The sequence below is a fragment of the Nitrososphaera sp. genome, assembly GCF_037447015.1.
Lineage (GTDB): Archaea > Thermoproteota > Nitrososphaeria > Nitrososphaerales > Nitrososphaeraceae > Nitrososphaera.
Genome location: NZ_JBBIHK010000040.1, coordinates 1 through 16,812, shown reverse-complemented (window position 1 = coordinate 16,812; position 16,812 = coordinate 1). Strand labels below are relative to the sequence as shown.

The 16,812-nt window shown below is 57.6% G+C and carries 18 protein-coding genes and 1 pseudogene; 13 read left to right on the top strand and 6 right to left on the bottom strand.

What is annotated here, in order from left to right:
* The coding region (locus WKI84_RS11215; RefSeq protein WP_337863643.1) for a spherulation-specific family 4 protein at positions 1-1,713 on the bottom strand (1,713 nt) is incomplete at its 3' end.
* Between the two features lie 149 nt (positions 1,714-1,862).
* On the opposite strand from WKI84_RS11215, the gene WKI84_RS11210 reads away from it, so the two are divergent.
* Positions 1,863-2,837 (top strand): helix-turn-helix domain-containing protein, encoded by a 975-nt coding sequence (locus WKI84_RS11210; protein ID WP_337863642.1) that lies wholly within the window; start codon positions 1,863-1,865, stop codon positions 2,835-2,837.
* Between the two features lie 85 nt (positions 2,838-2,922).
* On the opposite strand, the gene WKI84_RS11205 is transcribed toward WKI84_RS11210, so the two are convergent.
* On the bottom strand, positions 2,923-3,129 hold the full coding sequence (locus WKI84_RS11205) for an Lrp/AsnC ligand binding domain-containing protein (protein ID WP_337863641.1): 207 nt from the start codon (positions 3,127-3,129) through the stop codon (positions 2,923-2,925).
* A 119-nt stretch (positions 3,130-3,248) separates the two neighbouring features.
* Here WKI84_RS11205 and asnB point away from each other — a divergent pair, with 119 nt between their 5' ends.
* Positions 3,249-4,904 carry an asparagine synthase (glutamine-hydrolyzing) gene (gene asnB / locus WKI84_RS11200; protein ID WP_337863640.1) on the top strand — a complete coding sequence of 552 codons (1,656 nt, stop codon included), beginning with the start codon at positions 3,249-3,251 and terminating at the stop codon, positions 4,902-4,904.
* Between the two features lie 193 nt (positions 4,905-5,097).
* On the opposite strand, the gene WKI84_RS11195 is transcribed toward asnB, so the two are convergent.
* Both WKI84_RS11195 and WKI84_RS11190 read right to left on the bottom strand, forming a co-directional pair.
* Positions 5,098-5,340 (bottom strand): winged helix-turn-helix domain-containing protein, encoded by a 243-nt coding sequence (locus tag WKI84_RS11195; RefSeq protein ID WP_337863639.1) that lies wholly within the window; start codon positions 5,338-5,340, stop codon positions 5,098-5,100.
* A 133-nt stretch (positions 5,341-5,473) separates the two neighbouring features.
* The gene (locus WKI84_RS11190; RefSeq protein WP_337863638.1) at positions 5,474-6,055 is read right to left on the bottom strand and encodes a helix-turn-helix domain-containing protein; all 582 of its coding nucleotides are present in this window, start codon (positions 6,053-6,055) and stop codon (positions 5,474-5,476) included.
* A gap of 114 nt (positions 6,056-6,169) precedes the next feature.
* On the opposite strand from WKI84_RS11190, the gene WKI84_RS11185 reads away from it, so the two are divergent.
* Complete coding sequence (locus tag WKI84_RS11185; protein ID WP_337863637.1) at positions 6,170-6,469, top strand: hypothetical protein; 300 nt, start codon at positions 6,170-6,172, stop codon at positions 6,467-6,469.
* Between the two features lie 35 nt (positions 6,470-6,504).
* Here WKI84_RS11185 and WKI84_RS11180 read toward each other — a convergent pair whose 3' ends face one another.
* Positions 6,505-6,957, bottom strand: coding sequence for a phosphomannose isomerase type II C-terminal cupin domain (locus tag WKI84_RS11180; RefSeq protein WP_337863636.1), 453 nt, complete (start codon positions 6,955-6,957; stop codon positions 6,505-6,507).
* Between the two features lie 236 nt (positions 6,958-7,193).
* Between WKI84_RS11180 and WKI84_RS11175 the strand changes: the two genes are divergently transcribed.
* The 4 genes from WKI84_RS11175 to WKI84_RS11160 are packed head-to-tail and all read left to right on the top strand — an operon-like array spanning position 7,194 to position 11,887.
* Positions 7,194-7,883 (top strand): HD domain-containing protein, encoded by a 690-nt coding sequence (locus tag WKI84_RS11175; RefSeq protein ID WP_337863635.1) that lies wholly within the window; start codon positions 7,194-7,196, stop codon positions 7,881-7,883.
* Positions 7,884-7,933: 50 nt separating this feature from the next.
* A complete protein-coding gene (locus WKI84_RS11170; RefSeq protein ID WP_337863634.1) occupies positions 7,934-8,824 on the top strand; it encodes an electron transfer flavoprotein subunit beta in 891 nt (296 codons plus the stop codon).
* 1 nt (position 8,825) lies between these two features.
* Positions 8,826-10,019, top strand: coding sequence for an electron transfer flavoprotein subunit alpha/FixB family protein (locus WKI84_RS11165; RefSeq protein WP_337863633.1), 1,194 nt, complete (start codon positions 8,826-8,828; stop codon positions 10,017-10,019).
* Between the two features lie 5 nt (positions 10,020-10,024).
* Positions 10,025-11,887 (top strand): FAD-dependent oxidoreductase, encoded by a 1,863-nt coding sequence (locus tag WKI84_RS11160; protein ID WP_337863644.1) that lies wholly within the window; start codon positions 10,025-10,027, stop codon positions 11,885-11,887.
* 22 nt (positions 11,888-11,909) lie between these two features.
* Here the strand turns inward: WKI84_RS11160 and WKI84_RS11155 are convergent, their stop codons facing one another.
* A complete protein-coding gene (locus WKI84_RS11155; protein WP_337863632.1) occupies positions 11,910-12,461 on the bottom strand; it encodes a thioredoxin family protein in 552 nt (183 codons plus the stop codon).
* A 95-nt stretch (positions 12,462-12,556) separates the two neighbouring features.
* Between WKI84_RS11155 and WKI84_RS11150 the strand changes: the two genes are divergently transcribed.
* The 6 genes and pseudogenes from WKI84_RS11150 (at position 12,557) to WKI84_RS11125 (ending at position 16,735) form a co-directional block, all read left to right on the top strand.
* On the top strand, positions 12,557-12,754 hold the full coding sequence (locus tag WKI84_RS11150; RefSeq protein ID WP_337863631.1) for a hypothetical protein: 198 nt from the start codon (positions 12,557-12,559) through the stop codon (positions 12,752-12,754).
* A 67-nt stretch (positions 12,755-12,821) separates the two neighbouring features.
* Positions 12,822-13,238, top strand: a complete 417-nt coding sequence (locus tag WKI84_RS11145; protein ID WP_337863630.1) for a hypothetical protein — start codon at positions 12,822-12,824, stop codon at positions 13,236-13,238.
* 38 nt (positions 13,239-13,276) lie between these two features.
* On the top strand, positions 13,277-13,666 hold the full coding sequence (locus WKI84_RS11140; protein WP_337863629.1) for a hypothetical protein: 390 nt from the start codon (positions 13,277-13,279) through the stop codon (positions 13,664-13,666).
* A gap of 241 nt (positions 13,667-13,907) precedes the next feature.
* Positions 13,908-14,156: pseudogene (locus WKI84_RS11135) on the top strand (SRPBCC domain-containing protein); the annotation flags it as partial.
* Between the two features lie 43 nt (positions 14,157-14,199).
* On the top strand, positions 14,200-15,624 hold the full coding sequence (locus tag WKI84_RS11130) for a tRNA (N(6)-L-threonylcarbamoyladenosine(37)-C(2))-methylthiotransferase (protein ID WP_337863628.1): 1,425 nt from the start codon (positions 14,200-14,202) through the stop codon (positions 15,622-15,624).
* 244 nt (positions 15,625-15,868) lie between these two features.
* Entirely contained in the window at positions 15,869-16,735 is an 867-nt protein-coding gene (locus tag WKI84_RS11125) for a hypothetical protein (protein WP_337863627.1), read from the top strand.
* Positions 16,736-16,812: the final 77 nt, after the last annotated feature.

The window sequence follows — 16,812 nt, the reverse complement described above, 5'->3', positions numbered from 1 at the left end:
CTTGTCGACGTCTGCCCTGAGCGCGGAAGGCGACCTTGTGCCATAGTCGTCGTAGGTGTAGCCCAGCACAATGACGCCTGCGGCCTGCAGCTTGGCGATGCCTGACGCAAAGTTGCTGTCCTTGTTCCACCCCGGCCCGCTGGACGGGTTCACCACTACGACTATGGGCACCGATGGGTGCGCCTTCTTGACATCTATCACCTTCTGCCAGTGCGACCACGACGAGCCTGCAGGATACATGTACAGGGCTGCAAACACACCGGTCCTTGAAAGCACGTGGTTCTCGCTAGGCTGCGGTGGAGTGGGCTGTGATGGTGAAGGCGAAGGCGGCTGCGATGACGGTACGGGCGCCGTGCTCCTGTAATAGGCCGTTATCAAAGTGTCTTTTGACAGCACGACTGTCTTTGTCCTCTCTCTGCTCCCGTCATCCCAATGGTCAAAGACCATCCCGCCATAGTCAGAGACTGCCACCGAGTACGCCTGGCCTGCCGTGCCCGTGTGCACAAGCGGGGTAAAGCCGGTCTTGACCGTCGCGCCTGCGAGCCTGATCGTGGTGTAATAGCCGTTTATCGCATTGCCTGACGACGACATGTCTGCCGAGCCCACCGAAAGCGTGTACGTTGCGACAGGAGTCGTGTCCCTGTAGTAGGCCGTGAGGGTAACGTGCCCGCCAAGCGTCACAGTCCTCGTCCTTGCCGTACTGCCGTCCTCCCAGTGGTCAAAGACCATGTAGCCCCTGTCTTCTGCAGTCACTGCGACAGCCGTCCCGCCGTTTGCGGCAAGCACGAACGGCGTGCTCCCTGACTGGACACTGCCACCGCCTGACGGCTGCGCCGCGACCTGCATCCCTGCCAGCTCGTCTCCGCCTGCTCTGGCAGACTTGACAGTCAGGTTGTAGACCGGGACCGGCTGCGGAGGAGGAGGTGATGGCGGTGGCGTTGGAGGAGTCGACGATATGCTGGATTTGTAGTACGCGGTTATCGAAGTGTCCTGGCTGAGGTATACCGTCCTCGTCCTTGCCGTACTGCCGTCCTCCCAGTGGTCAAACACGCGGTCTTGGTAGTCAGACACGGTGACGGCATACTGGCCCTGGTTGCCCTGGTATGCAAGGGGAGTAAAGCCGGTCTGCAGCACCGCCCCGCCCGCGGCGGCAATGGTGGTCCACATGTTCCTTTCGCTGCCGTCAGAGGCCAGCACGGCGTTGACTGTGAGCTTCTTGGTGGTGACCTGCTCGCTTGTCCTGTAGTATGCGACCATGCCTGTCTGGCCGCCGCTGCTGCTGATAGTCCTCGTCCTCTCCTTGCTCCCGTCCTCCCAGTGGTCAAAGAGCATGTCGCGATAGTCGTACACCGTGACGGTGTACGACCTGGACGTGTCTGCGGAAAACGTGAGCGGCGTAAAGCCGGTCTGCCGCGCGGCCCCGCCGCTTTCCCGCACCTCGGTCCACATGTGGAGCGTGGTGCCTGCCAGCGAGACTGCGCTCACCGTCGTGCTCTGCACAGCTGCCTCTGCCTTGCCAACTGCCATCATCATCACGTTGTTGCCGCTGCTCCCGGGTGCTGCCGTCGTCGCCGTCATCATCATGAGAAGCAGGGCCAGGACCGCCGCTGTAACAATGCCTCCTCTCTTTCTTCTGCCCTGCCTCCCCTTTCCCGTGGAAATTCCTGCGTTATTTTCTCTGCTGTCGGTACCGTCGTCGCCGTCTTTCCCCATGCTCTGGGTAGAAAGGGCAGTAAAACATAGAATTGCGCATGTTTGCTATGCATACACACGCAGGAGCCTAGATGATAGACTAGTATATCTGCCTCTATGGTCCCTTAATGAATATCTTTTAATAGCTATGTTCTGTAAGAATTCCCCGAATGCAGAAACACCCCTCTGTTACTGGCCAGACGGCAAAAATTGGCGCAAACATCAGCAACAATAGTGGCGACTACATCGGCAGCGACAGCAGCGCGATAGGCAACCTGGTATTGGAACTCCGCAGCATGGGGCTGTCGCAGAACGAGGCCAGAGTGCTAGTTTCGCTGCTTGTGAACGGGCAGTCGATAGCAAGCGACGTGTCAAGGAGCACCGGCATACAGAGGACAGAGGTGTACCAGACCCTGTACGGGCTGCAGTCAAAAGGGCTCGTCTTTTCCACGTTTGACAAGCCGCAAAAGTACTACTCGCTGGCTGTGGGAGAAATTGTTGACGCCCTGATAGAGATAAAGCAGCGCGCTCTTCGCGAGCTTGCAGCAAGGAAGGGCTACTGCGAGGAGCTGTTCTGCAAGGCGATAGAGAGCAGGGTGGCGCCGAGGGTGCAGAGCCGGGAGAACTATCAGGTGCTGACAGGCATGGACGCCATATGTACCAAGATTGCCCGGATGATACTGGGTGCCCGGAGCGAGGTGCTGGTGCTCGTGTCAGAGAAAAAACTGCGGGCCCTGGTCTACATGGACGTGATGGACAGGCTCCAGTCCCTGCCAGAGAGCGTGCGCATCACATTGAAGGTGATGGGGTGGAAGGATAGTGGCGGCAGCGGCAGCAGCGGCAACGGTGGCAGTAATGGTAAACAGAACAATAACGGCGCCCGGAACGGCGGTGCTGGCGCTCCGCAGCGCTATGACGACATGCTTGCAAGCGGCAGCTTTGTAAGCGTCGACGAGAAGGCGTTTGCCTGCGACCTTGTCGGGGGCACGCCGGTGCCCCTCAACATGGTCATAGTGGACAGGGAGCAGATCATAATCCTGCCCGAAGAACAATCGCTGGACGGGGATCAGAAAGAGTTTGGCTTTTACACCAACACCCGGTCGCTTGCCTCGACGTTTGCCATAGTGCACGACCAGCTAAAGTGACTATTGCTGTAAAGCGCGTCGCGTACCTTGCTGTTGCGTTTCTCTTTCTTTGTCTACTTTTACCCGCGCTCTATTACCGTCATGGTTATCGTGGACCGGATGCCGCGCTGCATCCTTTCTTGCTTATCGCCTTTTTCACGCCCTGGAGCGTGTCTGACTTTACCTTTGCTATCACGTCGTACACGCCAAAGACCCGCTTGATGTCTGAAACGCTGGAAATGGCTGCAAGCTCCTCGATCACCTCTTGCTGGGAGCCTGCCTCGCAGTTCACCAGAACAAAGGCTTCTGCCATGCGGCAATATTGAGCTGATGATATTAAAGGGTTTTTAGCCCCGCCAGCCGGCGATAAGTCTTTTAAGTTTTTTATGAGTACATGAAACGCCCGGCGCAAGCCGGGTTTTGTGGATTAAAATGTGTGGAATAGCAGGGATTTTGAGCAAGAACGGGGAGAACGTTGCCCCGATCGTGGGTATGATGCTGTCGCGGATGGCCCGGCGCGGGCCGGACGGGGCGGGCATGGCTGCCGATGATGCCCTTGTCCGCGCCGACTCTGTACAGATGCTCGCAGCAGCCGGCGTCCGGGGCTCGTGCGTGCTCGGGCACGCAAGGCTCGCAATAGTGGGCGGCAGCATCGGCTCGCAGCCGTTCCGCAGCTGCGACGGCAGGCTGGTGCTGGAGCACAACGGCGAGATATACAACTACAAGCAGCTGCGCGCCAAGCTCGAAGCGAAAAGCAAGCACACGTTCCAGACGATGACTGACAGCGAAGTCATCGTCCACCTGCTTGAAGATTACCTTGCACAGGGGCTCGGCCTCGAAGCGGCTATAAAAAAGGCCGTCCCCCGGCTTGACGGGATCTATGCCCTTGCTGTCAAGGACAACGCCACGGGGCAGGTGGCGCTGGTCCGCGACCCGCTTGGCGTCAGGCCGCTCTACTGGGCGGAAAACGGCCGGTTCGTGGCGTTTGCGTCCGAGAGGAAGGGGCTGTGGGAGGCCGGCGTACCCGAGCCCACCCGCCGCGTGCTCCCCGGCCACGCGCTGATGGTTTCGCCGGCAGCAGGCGCCGTTTCGCAGGTGAGGGTGGCGCCGCTCCTTTCGCCAAATAAGAAGAACCGGCGCCCCTCCTCGATCTCTACTATGCGCGACGCAGTGGCGGCCTACGAGAAGGCTCTCATGGCGTCGATGAAAAAGCGCACGCAGGACGTGGAGCGGATAGGCATCATATTCTCCGGCGGCATCGACAGCGTGCTTGTCGCCCACATAGCCAAGATGATGGTGCCGGAGGTGGCCTGCTACACGGCAGGAGTGAAAGGCTCAAGTGATCTTGACCACGCAAGGGCAGTCGCAGACTCGCTTGGGCTCAGGCTCTACGCGCACGAGCTTGAGCAGGACGAGATCGAAGGGCTGGTCCCGCGCATAATCAAGGTGATCGAGGACAGCAACGCCGGCCAGGTCGAAGTCGCGCTGCCGGTCTACTGCGCAGTCAGGCTGGCAAGCAGCCACGGGATGAGGATAATGCTCACGGGCCAGGGTGCAGACGAGCTGTTCGGCGGGTATTCATGGTATCCGCACATCGCCCGGAGGTACGGCTACGGCAGGCTCAGGGCACACATGCTCGACGATCTCATGCTGCTGTACAAGGAGACGCTGGAGCGGGAGGACAAGATAACGATGGCCCACAGCGTCGAGCTGCGCGAGCCGTTCCTCGACAGGGGCGTCATCCGCACGGCGATGGACATGGACCTCCGGCTCAACGTTAGGAAGGAAGACATGTTTGGCAAGCGCGTGCACCGCAACCTGGCGTGCAGGCTGGGCGTGCCAAAAGAGATCGCCTACCGGGTCAAGGAGGCCGCGCAGCACGGCTCTGGCGTGCATTCTGCCATCGACGCCATTGCCCGCAAGAACGGCTTTGACGAAGACGCGGTGACTGCCGGCTACCTGCGCATCCTAGAATCAAAGGAGAAGGTGGGAAGCTCCCAGAGGTACGGCTATTTGTTTGAAAAAGAGAAAAAGATGTGGATAGCCGAGCCCCACGTCCAGATGTATCTGGACAGCCTGATCAAGTGACAAAATTAATCGGTCAGGCAGACCGGAACTACTGCGGTAATAAAAATAAAGACGGTGGATTAGCATAGGGCAGCAGCCGTCCCTACCTCCCCATGTTGCAGCCAAGAAAAACTACTTCTCCTTTTATGCGATAATAAAAAGAGAGGCGAAAAGAAATCTTGCTTCTTTCCTTCCTTCCTTCTACTTTACCTCATTATTCTCCGACCAGTATCTTTCTCATCTGGCCGTAAGCCGAAAGATACTCCCTTCCTTTCTCGGTTGCAACCCACATGCCGTCCCTGTTCGTTATCAGCTCCCTGCCAAGCAGGAACGACAGGTAGAACCGCAGCTGCGAGTAGCTCAGGTTTGCCCTGTACATTATCGGCGTTGGCCTGCACGGTGCAGTCACTACTTCCAGTATGTCGACTATTATCTCTTGTTGTGAACGCTTTGCCATTTTCCTCTCACCCTCAAGCAATTGCCAAATTATGTAAAGGGTATGATTGCATTGAACGAAAAAATGTACACTGTAACTATATTATTGCATTGAAAGATTGTTCTATACGTTCTTTAAATAGTACAGGTCCCGGCTAGCGTCTCTGCCTGGGTTTTGCGGCCGCGTCTTTTCTGTCCAGCCACGCCCTGACCGCCCGCGCGTATATTTCGTAGGCTATGGCCTCGCTCCCGTGCTGCACGTCCTTTCTTGTGTACGGCTTTGCCATGCCGACAAGCAGCCTGGACAGGGTCTCTGTCACGGCCGCCATGTCCTCCCAGTATGGCTTGTTACTGCTGCCGCCACCGCCTGCCCTGCCATTTCTCGCCGCCATCGCGGACACGACGCCCCGGGCCCTTTCGACGCTTATTGGGTAAAAGTAGCGAGAGATGTCCTTTGGCAGGGCGTCTAGGTCGTATATGAACAGGTAGGCCACGGGGGAAAAGAATTTCTGGATTATGCCGTGTTCCTCGGCGACCTTTTTGCTTATGGTAACAAGACCCGCTGCTCTCAGCTTTTTCATGTGGTAGTTGAGCGACGCGTCGGACAGCCCGAGCACGTCTGCAAGCTGCGACTGGGTCATGGGCTTTTCGGCAAGAAACCCCAGGATCGCTCTCCGCATCGGGTCAACGAGGATCCCTGCCACCTCTTGGTCGTCGACAATGTACGCGGCCTTCATGAATATATGGGGTGGTATTTCTATTCAAGATATAACCTTAATGGCCGAAAAATTGCCATGTTTTAGAATTAACTAAACAGTTAGATTTATCTAAGAATATTGCCTCAAATACTCATGGCACAACAAATCCCAAGCAACTGCGATCCTTCTCTGGTAGAGATAGCGAAACAGGTTTGCTCAAAAGAGGGGCTTGATTTTGAATCGCTGACCCTGCATCAGACGCGCGGCCTGCTATACTACTGGTGTTCCACATGCGCAGGCACACACCCGCTAACGGACCTGATAATATCGCGCAAGAAAAAGATTTGCACGCATTGCAATACGTCGATAAAGCTGTACGCGACGAGCAACAAGTTCGGCAAGCTCAGGCGCACCATATTTTTTGCGCACCTTGACAGGATGGTAAAAAGATAACAAGAAAACGAAACCCGAGCCTGGGGCCTCTTTTTTCAAGAGGCTTCCAGGTACGCCTTTGCCCCTCTTCCTTTTTCCTTCTCCTTTTCATTCTCTTCTACAATTACTCTTCCGAAATCGTCTTCGACCCTGATTATGTCGTTTTCGTCAAACCGGCCGTAGGAAATCTCGAGCAGCAGCGCGTCGTTTTCAAGCGCGGCCAGCCTGTGCTTTGACCCTGCCGGTATCCTAAACTCGTCGCCCTCCTCGCCCCTGTACTCCTTGCCGCCTATCTCGACCCTGACAGGGCCCCGTATGACCTTCCAGAACTCGTTCCTGTGGTTGTGGTATTGGAGGCTCAGCCTGCTGCGCGCCTTTACGTGGATGAGCTTGACAGAGCACTGGCTGTTCTCGTTGAACTGCTCAAACCAGCCCCACGGCCTCTGCTCTACCTTTTTGAACTCGGCTTCCGGCTTTGACGACGACGCTGCTGCTGATGATGCTGACAAATGGTATATCACTCTGTGTTAAAGGGGAGGAGCGCACGCACCTGCCAGCCGAGCCACCACCCTGAACTACACGGCCGTACAAGTGCGGTCTCCGTCGTAACTGCTTGGTGGAGATGATTTTAAAGAGTTGTGGGAGCAGGTTATATAGAAAACGCTGAGGAATCCCGTTCTGGCAGGATATTCTGTGCTCAGAGAGGGGCCGCAAATCTTTTCTCGTACCTCTGCCCTAAGAGTGCATGGCAGAAAGGAGGAGGCTTGCGCAGGCAACCCGGGACGAGTTTATCGCCTTTTTGCAGGACAGCGGGCTCAGGGTGGACAGCCTGATAGAAGGGGCTATCGAGACTGCAGAAGAGGTCCATGCAGGAGTCAAGCGCGAGGACGGCCGCTCGCCGTTCCTGGAGACCCACACCTGGCCCGTGGCAATCGAAGTCGTAAGGCACTACCGGTCTGCAAACCGCAGCATCACGGGCGTCGAAGTCGCATCTGCAATCCTGCATGACGTGATGGAAGACGACGGGCGCATACTCAACCTCTACGAGTCAAAGTCGTACGGGTTCGACGCGTACCTTGCGTACCGCTTTGGCAGCAGGGTGTACAAGATAGCAAGCGAGCTGAAGGTCAAGCCACTGGACAATTTCGTCGGGGCGACAGAGGCCGAGAGGCAGGCGGCGCGCTTTTGGGACTATTGCGGGCTGCTTTGCAGCGCCGACTATGACGTCAAGGCGATCAAGCTTGCAGACAGGCTCAACAACATGGCCTTCATCGCTTCCGTGCCCGGCCACGACAAGGTCAGGCGCTACATGCGGGAAGCAGAGGACTTTTACCTCGCATATGCAATGTTGCCGCCGAAAATGCCAGAATTTTACAGCAAGCTACGACAATCGTATGAAGATCTGCGCGCGCAAAAGTACGCGATAGCCGCGTAATTGATTCAAAAACCATTTAAAGCCATCAAATGGGACTAAAGGGTGAATCAATGGCACTAAACACGGCAGTCATAGTCAAACTAGAGCCCGACTTTTCAGAGGGGAATGTCAGCTACAACGCAGACGGCACCCTCAACCGTGCCGAGACCAAGAGCATCCTGGGGCCGCACAGCGCAGTAGCCTGCCAGGCGGCGTTCTATGCCAAGGTGAGGTTTGGCGCCCGGATAGCGGTCGGGACCATGGGGCCGCCAAACGCAGACGTGGCGCTTGCGCAGGCGCAGGCCATGTGCGACGCCGACGAACTGCACCTTTACAGCGACAGGCTCTTTGCCGGCGCAGACACGCTTGCCACCGCCGAGACGCTGCGGGCAGGCATAGAAAAGATGGACGGGGGCAAGGGCAGCAAGAACATGGACATCGTTTTCTCGGGGCACAGGGCGTCAGACGGCGAGACCGGCCAGACGGGGCCGCAGACTGCGTGGAAGCTCGGCTTTACGTTCCTGGGCAACGTGGTGAGCTACGATGTCGACGTGGAGCGCAGGGTGGTCAGGGCGCGCCGGCTGATAACCCTGCAGGGCTTTTATGATGTCATAGAGGAGGTCGAGGCGCCGCTCCCTGTCTTTATCGCCATCGACCCGACCTACAGGTCGTCGTTTGGCACGGTATCGCAGAGGCTCGCCCTTGAAAAATACCAGAAGGAAGCCAAGTCGAGGGCCGCCAACTTTAAGCAGTATCTGCAGGTCTTTAACGCGCAGCAGCTTGGGGTTGACCCCAAGTTTGTGGGCCTGCCCGGCTCGCCCACCATCGTCTACAGGGTGGAAAAGATACCCAAGGCCAAGGCGAGCCGCAAGGCAGAGGTCGTGGACGGCTCTGACAGGCAGGCGCTCCGCAGGGTGGCTGCCAAGATGCACGAAGTGCTTGGAGGCATGGTGATCAAGTAAGATGGGCAAGTACGAGCACCTCTACGTGGCAATAGAGCACGAGGAAGGCAAGCCCATCCCAGTCAGCCTGGAGATGCTTGGCGAGGCGCGCCGGCTGATGGACGACTACAACAGGCGCTACTCGGCAAGCGAAAAGGTGGTGGCAGTCGTGCTCGGCCACGGCGTGCGCCGCCTGTGCGAAGAGCTTCTCTTTTACGGCGCCGACGCAGTCATCTACGCAGACAGCCCCGAGCTGGTCCACCCGCGCAACCTGGTGGACACCAAGGTGATAAGCAGTATAGCGACTGACAGGAACCTGGTGCTAAAGTTTTCGCCCGGCTCTGCAGATTTTGTCAAGCCGCGGTACATGTTCTTTGCAGCAGACAACATTGGCCGCCAGCTGTCCTCGACCGTGATGGCCGAGCTTGAATCCGGCCTTGCGTCTGACATCAACAAGCTCGTCATTAGCGACCTTGAGATCAAGCACGAGCACAAGACCAAGGGCCAGGCGATGGTCTACGAGCGCACGCTCGAGATGTACAGGCCAGATTTCTCTGGCTTTCTCTGGACCACCATCCTGTGCCTTGACAACCGCAACCCTGCGATAGCGAGGGACTACCACCCGCAGGCGTGCAGCATCATCCCCGGGGTGTTTGCGCCCATTGAGAGAGACGAGTCAAGAAAGGGCGTCATCGTAGACTACTCGCCCACGTTCGACCCGCAGGACCTGAAGGTCAGGGTGCTCAGCAGGACTATAGTAAAGAGCAGGGTGGACTTTGACAGCAAAAAGGCAATCGTCAGCTTTGGCAGGGGGATCAAGGACTCGCCGGAGGCAGACATCAGGCTTGCAGCCGACCTCGCAAGGGAGCTTGGCGCCGAAGTGGGCGTGTCGCTCCCGATATCCAAAAAGCCCTTTCCCGTGAGCGAAAGCATCAGCTCTGAATACATGACGCCTGACAGGGTGATAGGCACTTCCGGCAGGAAGGTGACCCCGCTCCTGTACGTGGCGGCGGGCATCAGCGGAGCGATGCACCACCTTGCAGGGATGAAAGAGTCCGAGTTTGTAGTGGCGATAAACCCAGACGAGGGGGCGCCGATAAAGGACGAGTGCGACGTGTTCATCAGGGGCAGGATGGAAGATGTCATACCTGCCCTGATCGAGGAGCTGCGGGCGACAAAGCCTGCAGCTGCAAAGGAGGTCGCGGCAAGGAAGTGACTGCGATGGAAAAATACGACGTTGCGATAATAGGCGGCGGCTCGGCGGGGCTTGCGGCTCTGAAAAAGCTGGCCGACCTGGGAAGGCAGGCAGTCCTCATAGAGGCCGGCAAGCAGCCGGGGACAAAGAACGTGTCTGGCGGCATCATCTATTCAAAGAAGCCCAAGCAGGGCAGGCCGTACAACGTGGAGGACGTTTACCCTGATTTTCTAAAGGAGGCGCCGTACGAGCGCAGGATAACGAAATACGTCCTCCACGCGGCGTCGGGCGAAAAGGACTATGCCATCGACCTGACTGCCGCGCACGAGTACCAGGCCAACTTTGGCTGCTCCGTCCTGCTCAACAGGCTCAACTCGTGGTTTGCCCGGCAGGCAGGCAAGGCGGCCGAGAGGCAGGGCGGCGGCATCGTGTCTGGCGTCCATGTCCGTTCAATCGGCTGGGAAGGCCAAACTGCAATAATCGAGACCGACGAGCTGGACCCGTTCCAGGCCCGGGCAGTAATAGCGGCAGACGGTGTCAACTCTGAAATCGCGCACATGACAGGTGCCCGCGAAAAATTCACGCCCGAGCAGCTCTACCAGGGCGTCAAGGTGGTCGTGAAGCTGCCAGAGCAGCTCTTGGAGGAGAGGTTTGGCGCCGGGCCCGGCGAAGGCGCGGCGCACCTTTTCGCCGGCGACGTGACTTTGAACCACATCGGCGGCGGGTTCCTCTACACCAACAGGGACACCCTGTCGGTGGGCGCAGTCTACCACTATGACTCGCTCCTTGGCAACCCTGCGTCGCCAAGCGCGCTCGTCAACGCGCTCTTGAAAAACCCGCTCGTGTCAGAGATGATCAAAGACGAGGTCGCAGTCAAGCAAGAGATAGACCGCAACCTTCCAAAGGAGGAGCAGCTGCGAGCCCGGTTTGCCGTGAGCAAGCTGATAAAAACCTGGGGCGAGCTCCGGGACGCCTATTACTCGCCAGCCGGCCGCAGGCGCCTGATAGAATCGGGCAGGTACAAGTCAGACGACGAGATAAGGGCAAGGATGGAGTCGGTCAAGTCCGAGCTGGTGTCGAAATATTCGACCAAGTTCGTCACAGACTATGTGGAGCTGGAATACTCGACCAAGCTGGTGCCTGACGGCAAGCGCTGCGCCATGAAAAAGCCATACCATAGGAACATCCTGTTCATAGGGGACGCCGCCGGCAGGGGCGTCTTTATAGGCCCGCGCATCGAGGGCCTGAACGTGGGCATCGACGACGCCGTGCGGGCTGCCGAGTCCGTGAACAGGGCGATAGAGCGCAACGACTTTTCCTCGATAGGCGAGCACTACTCGCAGCAGGTGGAATCAAGCCCCTACACGAGGGACATGCGCGAGATAGACAAGGACTATTTGAAGACGTTCCTTGACGCTACCAGAGACGTGCCAAAGGACATCGTGGGCCAGCGCTACGGCGTTGTGTTCAGGCTGATGTCGTCAGGCACGTTCCGAGGCCTGGCAGTCGGCCTTGCCAACATTCTCGGCTATGACAAGCTGCTGCCGCTGGTCGAGTCGGAGGAGACGTACGTCCAGGTCCCAATAGAGATAGCCGAGAGGCTTGGCAAGCCGGTAAAGGCGTCGTACCGGCCGACGATACCGACGGTTGCAGAGCGTGTTGCAAAGCTGAAATACGACGACGACAGGCAGTCGCACATCAAGGTGACCAAGCCGGAATCTGAATTCATGAAAAAGATGGTCACCCTCTGCCCGACCTCGTGCTACCTGCTGGAAGACGGCCGGGTGGTCCTGCAGCACGAGCCATGCATCGAGTGCGGGACGTGCGCCAAAGAGACCGAGTGGCGCCACCCTAGGGGAGAAAAAGGTGTCTCGTTCCAGTACGGCTGATAGCAGCAGCCGTCAACTGGATCTAGCTCTTCCACTTTATCGAGCAGCCGATAGAGGGGTCAAAGTCCTTCTCCAGCTTTTTGCCGGCAAGGAGTGCCCTGACGTTGTTCTCCATGACCGGGGTTGTCGGCTTGGCCTCCGGCTCCATCGCGTCGTTTATCCTGCCGTGGAAGGCCAGCCTGCCGTCTACGAACAGGAACGGGTCGGGCGTGCACACGGCGCCGTACGCTTTTGCGACCTGCTGGCTGTCGTCTATCAGGTACGGGAAATTGAGTTTGTATTCTTTTGCAAACTTGACCATGTTGTCAAAGCCCTCGTCCTGGTACGCGGGGTCGTTGCTGTTGATGCCAATGACCTGCAGCTCTGACGGCTTGAACCTGGACTGGAGCGCCACGATGTCGCCTATCCTTGCCTTGACAAACGGGCAGTGGTTGCAGATGAAAACGACCAGCACGGCCCTGCTGCCCCTGTAGTCGGAGAACGAGTGCGTCTTGCCGTCCACGCCCTTTAACTTAAAGTCGGGGGCGGCCATGCCTGTCTTTAACACCTGCGGGGATGAGAGAGTTCGAGCCATGCGGGCAATTGGCAGTTCAGGCGTTATATCTATTACTGCGCATGTACACAACCGGTTATTAGGAAATCCTGCGCACTACAAGTGCCAGAAGGGGCATGGAACGCCAGGACTATGTTGCCATTGCATTGCTGGCAGCTTCTGCCGCATCTCTGATTGCTACAATAGTCCTCATCTCGCTTGGCATCTACTTTTTCTTTCTGCCCATAACATTTGGGCTGCCGTGGTCGATAAAGAGGCTGTTTGTGAAGAAGAGACAGTGGCAGCGGCAGCACGACCCTGAGGATCTCAGATAACAAATAATATTATTATAGGTAGATCCTTTCATTTTCAAATGCGTATACACGCGCCACACACACGCATATGTCAAGCAACAACAATAATAATAACAATGATTCAATCGACGCGATTCTGCAGCTGCCCCAGCGCAAGCTGGTGGTCGCGCAAAGCGACGTTCTCCTCGACGACGACAAGCAGGCAAAGAACGAAATTTTCATTCTGATGGTTGAAGAGTCGAGGGGCTCTGCGGGTGGGCGCGCCGCCGGCTCGGGCCACAGGCGCATAAGCAAGGTCTACGGCTTTTCATGCGCTGGCGGCGGGAAGCGGTGCGAAAAGGTGTTTGAAACCGACGACCCTGCCAAGGTAGAGCAGTTTGACATTCCGTACAGCGCAGTAGCCATGGACATACGGCTCTCAGACGGCCAGCCGTACGTCGTGCAGGGCATAGTCGACCCCGAGTTTATCGCCAGTTATAAAAACGTCACAAGCAATCTAAAATAGCATGTGTGCGGGATGTCTATTGCGAGATAGCATATACCGTGTCCTCGTCCCCCTCACCTGACCGCACAGAAGAGATAGCCTCTGCGATTGAAGACCTGCTGTACATGGGCGCCATCCGGATAAAAGAGGGCGGCAATAACGCCATGCTCTCGCCCCAGCTTGCGCTTGTGGCCGCAAACGTCGCAGACGGCGTCAAGGAAGCGCAGGGCGACCCCATGAAGCTGATGTACTATTCGCTTTTGATATACATGAACGAGCACCTGAAAATCCCCAAGTCGCTTACGATAGCGATGGGCAACGACATGGAGAAGCACCGAGAAGACACCGAGTCGGGGTCGCTTGTGACGACCTATGTGCAGGTGCTGGCAGAGATCTGGTCGCAGAACAATAACAACAATAATAATAACAAAAACAAGACACCGTCTTAGCCGCCATCACCACCATGATCATGGTTTTATAGCGATCCTGCCGACTGAACGCTGTAGCGGTCATATACATACACATGGCAAGAAATATCAAGACTGCGACCATCCGGCAGGTCCACTTTATACCGTCTGCGACGCCTGAGCAGGTGTATGACGCCTATGTCGACCCAGAACAGCATTCAAAGTTCACGGGAGGCAAGGCCACCAACGTAGCCAGGCCAGGAGGCAGAGGTTCTCCGCCTGGGACGGCTACATCACCGGCAAGAACCTGGAACTTGTGCGGCCCCGCAGGATTGTGCAGGAGTGGCAGACAAGCGAGTGGCCTGAAGGCGCCGCCCCTTCGATGCTGGAAATCACCCTTGAGGGAAAAGAGGGAGGCACGCAGCTTACGATGGTGCACGAAAAGGTGCCGTCTGAGCAGGCAGAGGACTATGGCAGGGGCTGGATAGACTATTACTGGGAGCCGCTCAAGCGCCACTTTTCGACAACATGATTTTTAAGGCATAGGCTGCTGACCGGTTGGTGCTGCGATCAATTTGTACGTCCGCTCGCTCAAGCCCAAGCTAATCGAGTCGATAAGGCTCCTGAATAAAAAGCCCGAGCCCCGGAGCCGGGTGTGGGTCGAGGCGTACGGCTGCTCTGCGAGCATGGCCGACTCGGAGATGATCTCTGGCCTCCTGAAAGAGGCAGGCTACGAGATTGCCACAAGCAGGAAGGAAGGCTCGCTCAACCTCATCGTAACATGCTCTGTAAAAGACACGACAGAGCACAAGATGGTCCACCGGATAAGGCAGCTGAGCCGCGAGGGCAAGCCGCTTGTGGTGGCAGGGTGCCTGCCCAAGGCGGACAGGGCCAAGGTCGAGTCGCTAAACCTCTCCGCCAGCCTCATGGGGCCGCACTCTATAGACAGCGCAGCCAAGGTGGTGGGCTCGGCGCTGGCAGGGCAGAGGATGGTCGCACTCGAAGACTCGCCCCAGAGCAAGGTCAACCTCCCTAGGGTGCGCATAAACCCCGTGGTGAGCATCGTCGAGATAGCGTCGGGCTGCATGAGCGAGTGCACCTTTTGCCAGACCAAGGTTGCCAAAGGGTGGCTCGACAGCTACCGCATAGGCGACATCGTGAGGCAGGTGCAGGCAGACGTCGCAGACGGCTGCAAGGAGGTCTGGCTCACGTCTACTGACAGCGGCTGCTACGGCCGGGACATTGGTACCGACCTTGCAGAGCTATTGAGAGCATGCTGCGCGGTGCCGGGCGACTTTAAAGTCCGGATAGGCATGATGAACCCACAGTACGTGCCCGAAATGATCGACAGGCTTGCGTCGGCGTTTGAGGAGAACGAGAAGATGTTCAGGTTTGTCCACATGCCTGTCCAGAGCGGAAGCGACTCTGTCCTGAGAAAGATGAAGAGGGGCCACACGGCGCAGGTCTTTGCAGACGCGGTACAAGAGCTGCGCAGGAGGATGCCTGACTTCTCCATCTCTACCGACATTATCGTGGGCTTTCCGGGCGAGACGGAGGCCGACTTTGAAAGGACGCTTGCCCTGGTAAAGGAAACCGAGCCGGACGTGGTCAACATCTCGCGCTACAGCGCCCGGCCGGGGACGCCTGCGGCAAAGTGGAAACGCGTGAGAAGCGACGTGGCAAAGGATCGGTCCGAGCGCATTCACTCGCTCGCAAGGGAGGTGGCAAAAAAGCGCAACTCTGCCTGGAAGGGATGGGTGGGCGAAATAATCGTGGACGAAAAAATAACGGCGGCGGCTGCAAACAAAGACGCCGATAATAATGATAATGATGATGATAATGCTGGTGCTGCCGCCACCGCCGCAATGCAGGGCAGAAACGGCGCCTACAAGCCGGTGGTGGTCGCGCAGCCGCCGGCAGGCACAAAACTTGGCGACAGAATGCGCGTACAGGTTTACGGTTTTTCCAGCTTTTCGCTCAAGGCACGCGCGATTCTGTAACAGCTCAACATTGTTACACCGGAGCTTGCCGGCGTGCCAACTACCAACGTTTTTAATATCATCCAGCTATTGGTGACGGGGGAGCTCGGGAACGTCATCGTCACCTACATCATCGTCTTCTACTAGTGACAATAACAACAATCATCTATCGCTAAAGGGTCCGCTGCTGGTCGTCGGGATAGGGGGCGCAGGCGGCAGGGTCGCAAGGCAGGCAGGCGGCAGGATAGGCTGCAACTGCCTCATCGTGAGCAACGACAAGAGGGACCTTGGCGAGGACAGGTCGATATTTGTAAACACGCACCCGCACATCAACCCGTCCGTGCAAAAGGTGCGCCACTTTTTCAGCGCCAAGGAGGGCCAGTTTGCCTCCGCGATTGAAGGCTACAACACCGTTGTCATAGTCTCAAACCTTGCCGGGACGGCGGGGGCGGCCATGGCGCCTGCCGCGTGCGCGATAGCAAGCAGGTCTGCAACCGTCATCTCGTTTGCCATCATGCCGTTTGGATTTGAGAAGGAGAGGCACTTTGCCGCCGGCGTGGCGCTCCGCCGCGTGAGGGCGGCGTCCCATTCTACAATAGTGGCAGACAACGGCGCGCTTTCTGACAACAACCCAGACCTCTCTTTTGAAGAGTGCATCTCGCTCCTCAACTCTGCCCTGGCCGACGTGGCCGCCTCGGTGGCTGCAAAGGGTGCCGGCCCTGACCTGAACATACTTGCCACGGGCAGGGCTAGCCTGGACGGGCCCCTGCGCGATCCTCTCTCGATGCTCTTTTCCGGCGCCACAGAAATCGGCCGGGCCGTCGTCTACGTGATGGGCGGCGACAAGCTCTCCCTTGGCGCGCTGGACGACATTGCAAGCTGCGCCCGCGGAGTGTTCGGGCAGGACGGGGCTACCGAGGTGCTGCTGTCTGTAGAACCGGCAGGCGGCTCTGCCCAAACAAGGGTGCACGTGGTCGCCTCTGCGCCTTCCAAGACGCGCTTTGACAGGTACGACCCTCTCGGCGAGGTGATACCTGCCGACAGCCACCTGGACTGGGACGAGCCCGACTCGGCGCCTGAAATGGGGCTTGCCGCCGTGGCAGCAGCCGTCGCCATTCCGGCCATGGAATAAGCCGGACAATAGCAAAAACAACAACAATAATAAAATAATAATAGTTATTTTATTAAAGAGCAGCCCGCCAAAACCGG

Bases quoted from the DNA above. Each gene is read 5' to 3' on its own strand.
- WKI84_RS11210 (WP_337863642.1), top strand. From the start codon at position 1,863: ATGCAGAAACACCCCTCTGTTACTGGCCAGACGGCAAAAATTGGCGCA.
- WKI84_RS11205 (WP_337863641.1), bottom strand. From the start codon at position 3,129: ATGGCAGAAGCCTTTGTTCTGGTGAACTGCGAGGCAGGCTCCCAGCAA.
- asnB (WP_337863640.1), top strand. From the start codon at position 3,249: ATGTGTGGAATAGCAGGGATTTTGAGCAAGAACGGGGAGAACGTTGCC.
- WKI84_RS11195 (WP_337863639.1), bottom strand. From the start codon at position 5,340: ATGGCAAAGCGTTCACAACAAGAGATAATAGTCGACATACTGGAAGTA.
- WKI84_RS11190 (WP_337863638.1), bottom strand. From the start codon at position 6,055: ATGAAGGCCGCGTACATTGTCGACGACCAAGAGGTGGCAGGGATCCTC.
- WKI84_RS11185 (WP_337863637.1), top strand. From the start codon at position 6,170: ATGGCACAACAAATCCCAAGCAACTGCGATCCTTCTCTGGTAGAGATA.
- WKI84_RS11175 (WP_337863635.1), top strand. From the start codon at position 7,194: ATGGCAGAAAGGAGGAGGCTTGCGCAGGCAACCCGGGACGAGTTTATC.
- WKI84_RS11170 (WP_337863634.1), top strand. From the start codon at position 7,934: ATGGCACTAAACACGGCAGTCATAGTCAAACTAGAGCCCGACTTTTCA.
- WKI84_RS11165 (WP_337863633.1), top strand. From the start codon at position 8,826: ATGGGCAAGTACGAGCACCTCTACGTGGCAATAGAGCACGAGGAAGGC.
- WKI84_RS11160 (WP_337863644.1), top strand. From the start codon at position 10,025: ATGGAAAAATACGACGTTGCGATAATAGGCGGCGGCTCGGCGGGGCTT.
- WKI84_RS11155 (WP_337863632.1), bottom strand. From the start codon at position 12,461: ATGGCTCGAACTCTCTCATCCCCGCAGGTGTTAAAGACAGGCATGGCC.
- WKI84_RS11150 (WP_337863631.1), top strand. From the start codon at position 12,557: ATGGAACGCCAGGACTATGTTGCCATTGCATTGCTGGCAGCTTCTGCC.
- WKI84_RS11145 (WP_337863630.1), top strand. From the start codon at position 12,822: ATGTCAAGCAACAACAATAATAATAACAATGATTCAATCGACGCGATT.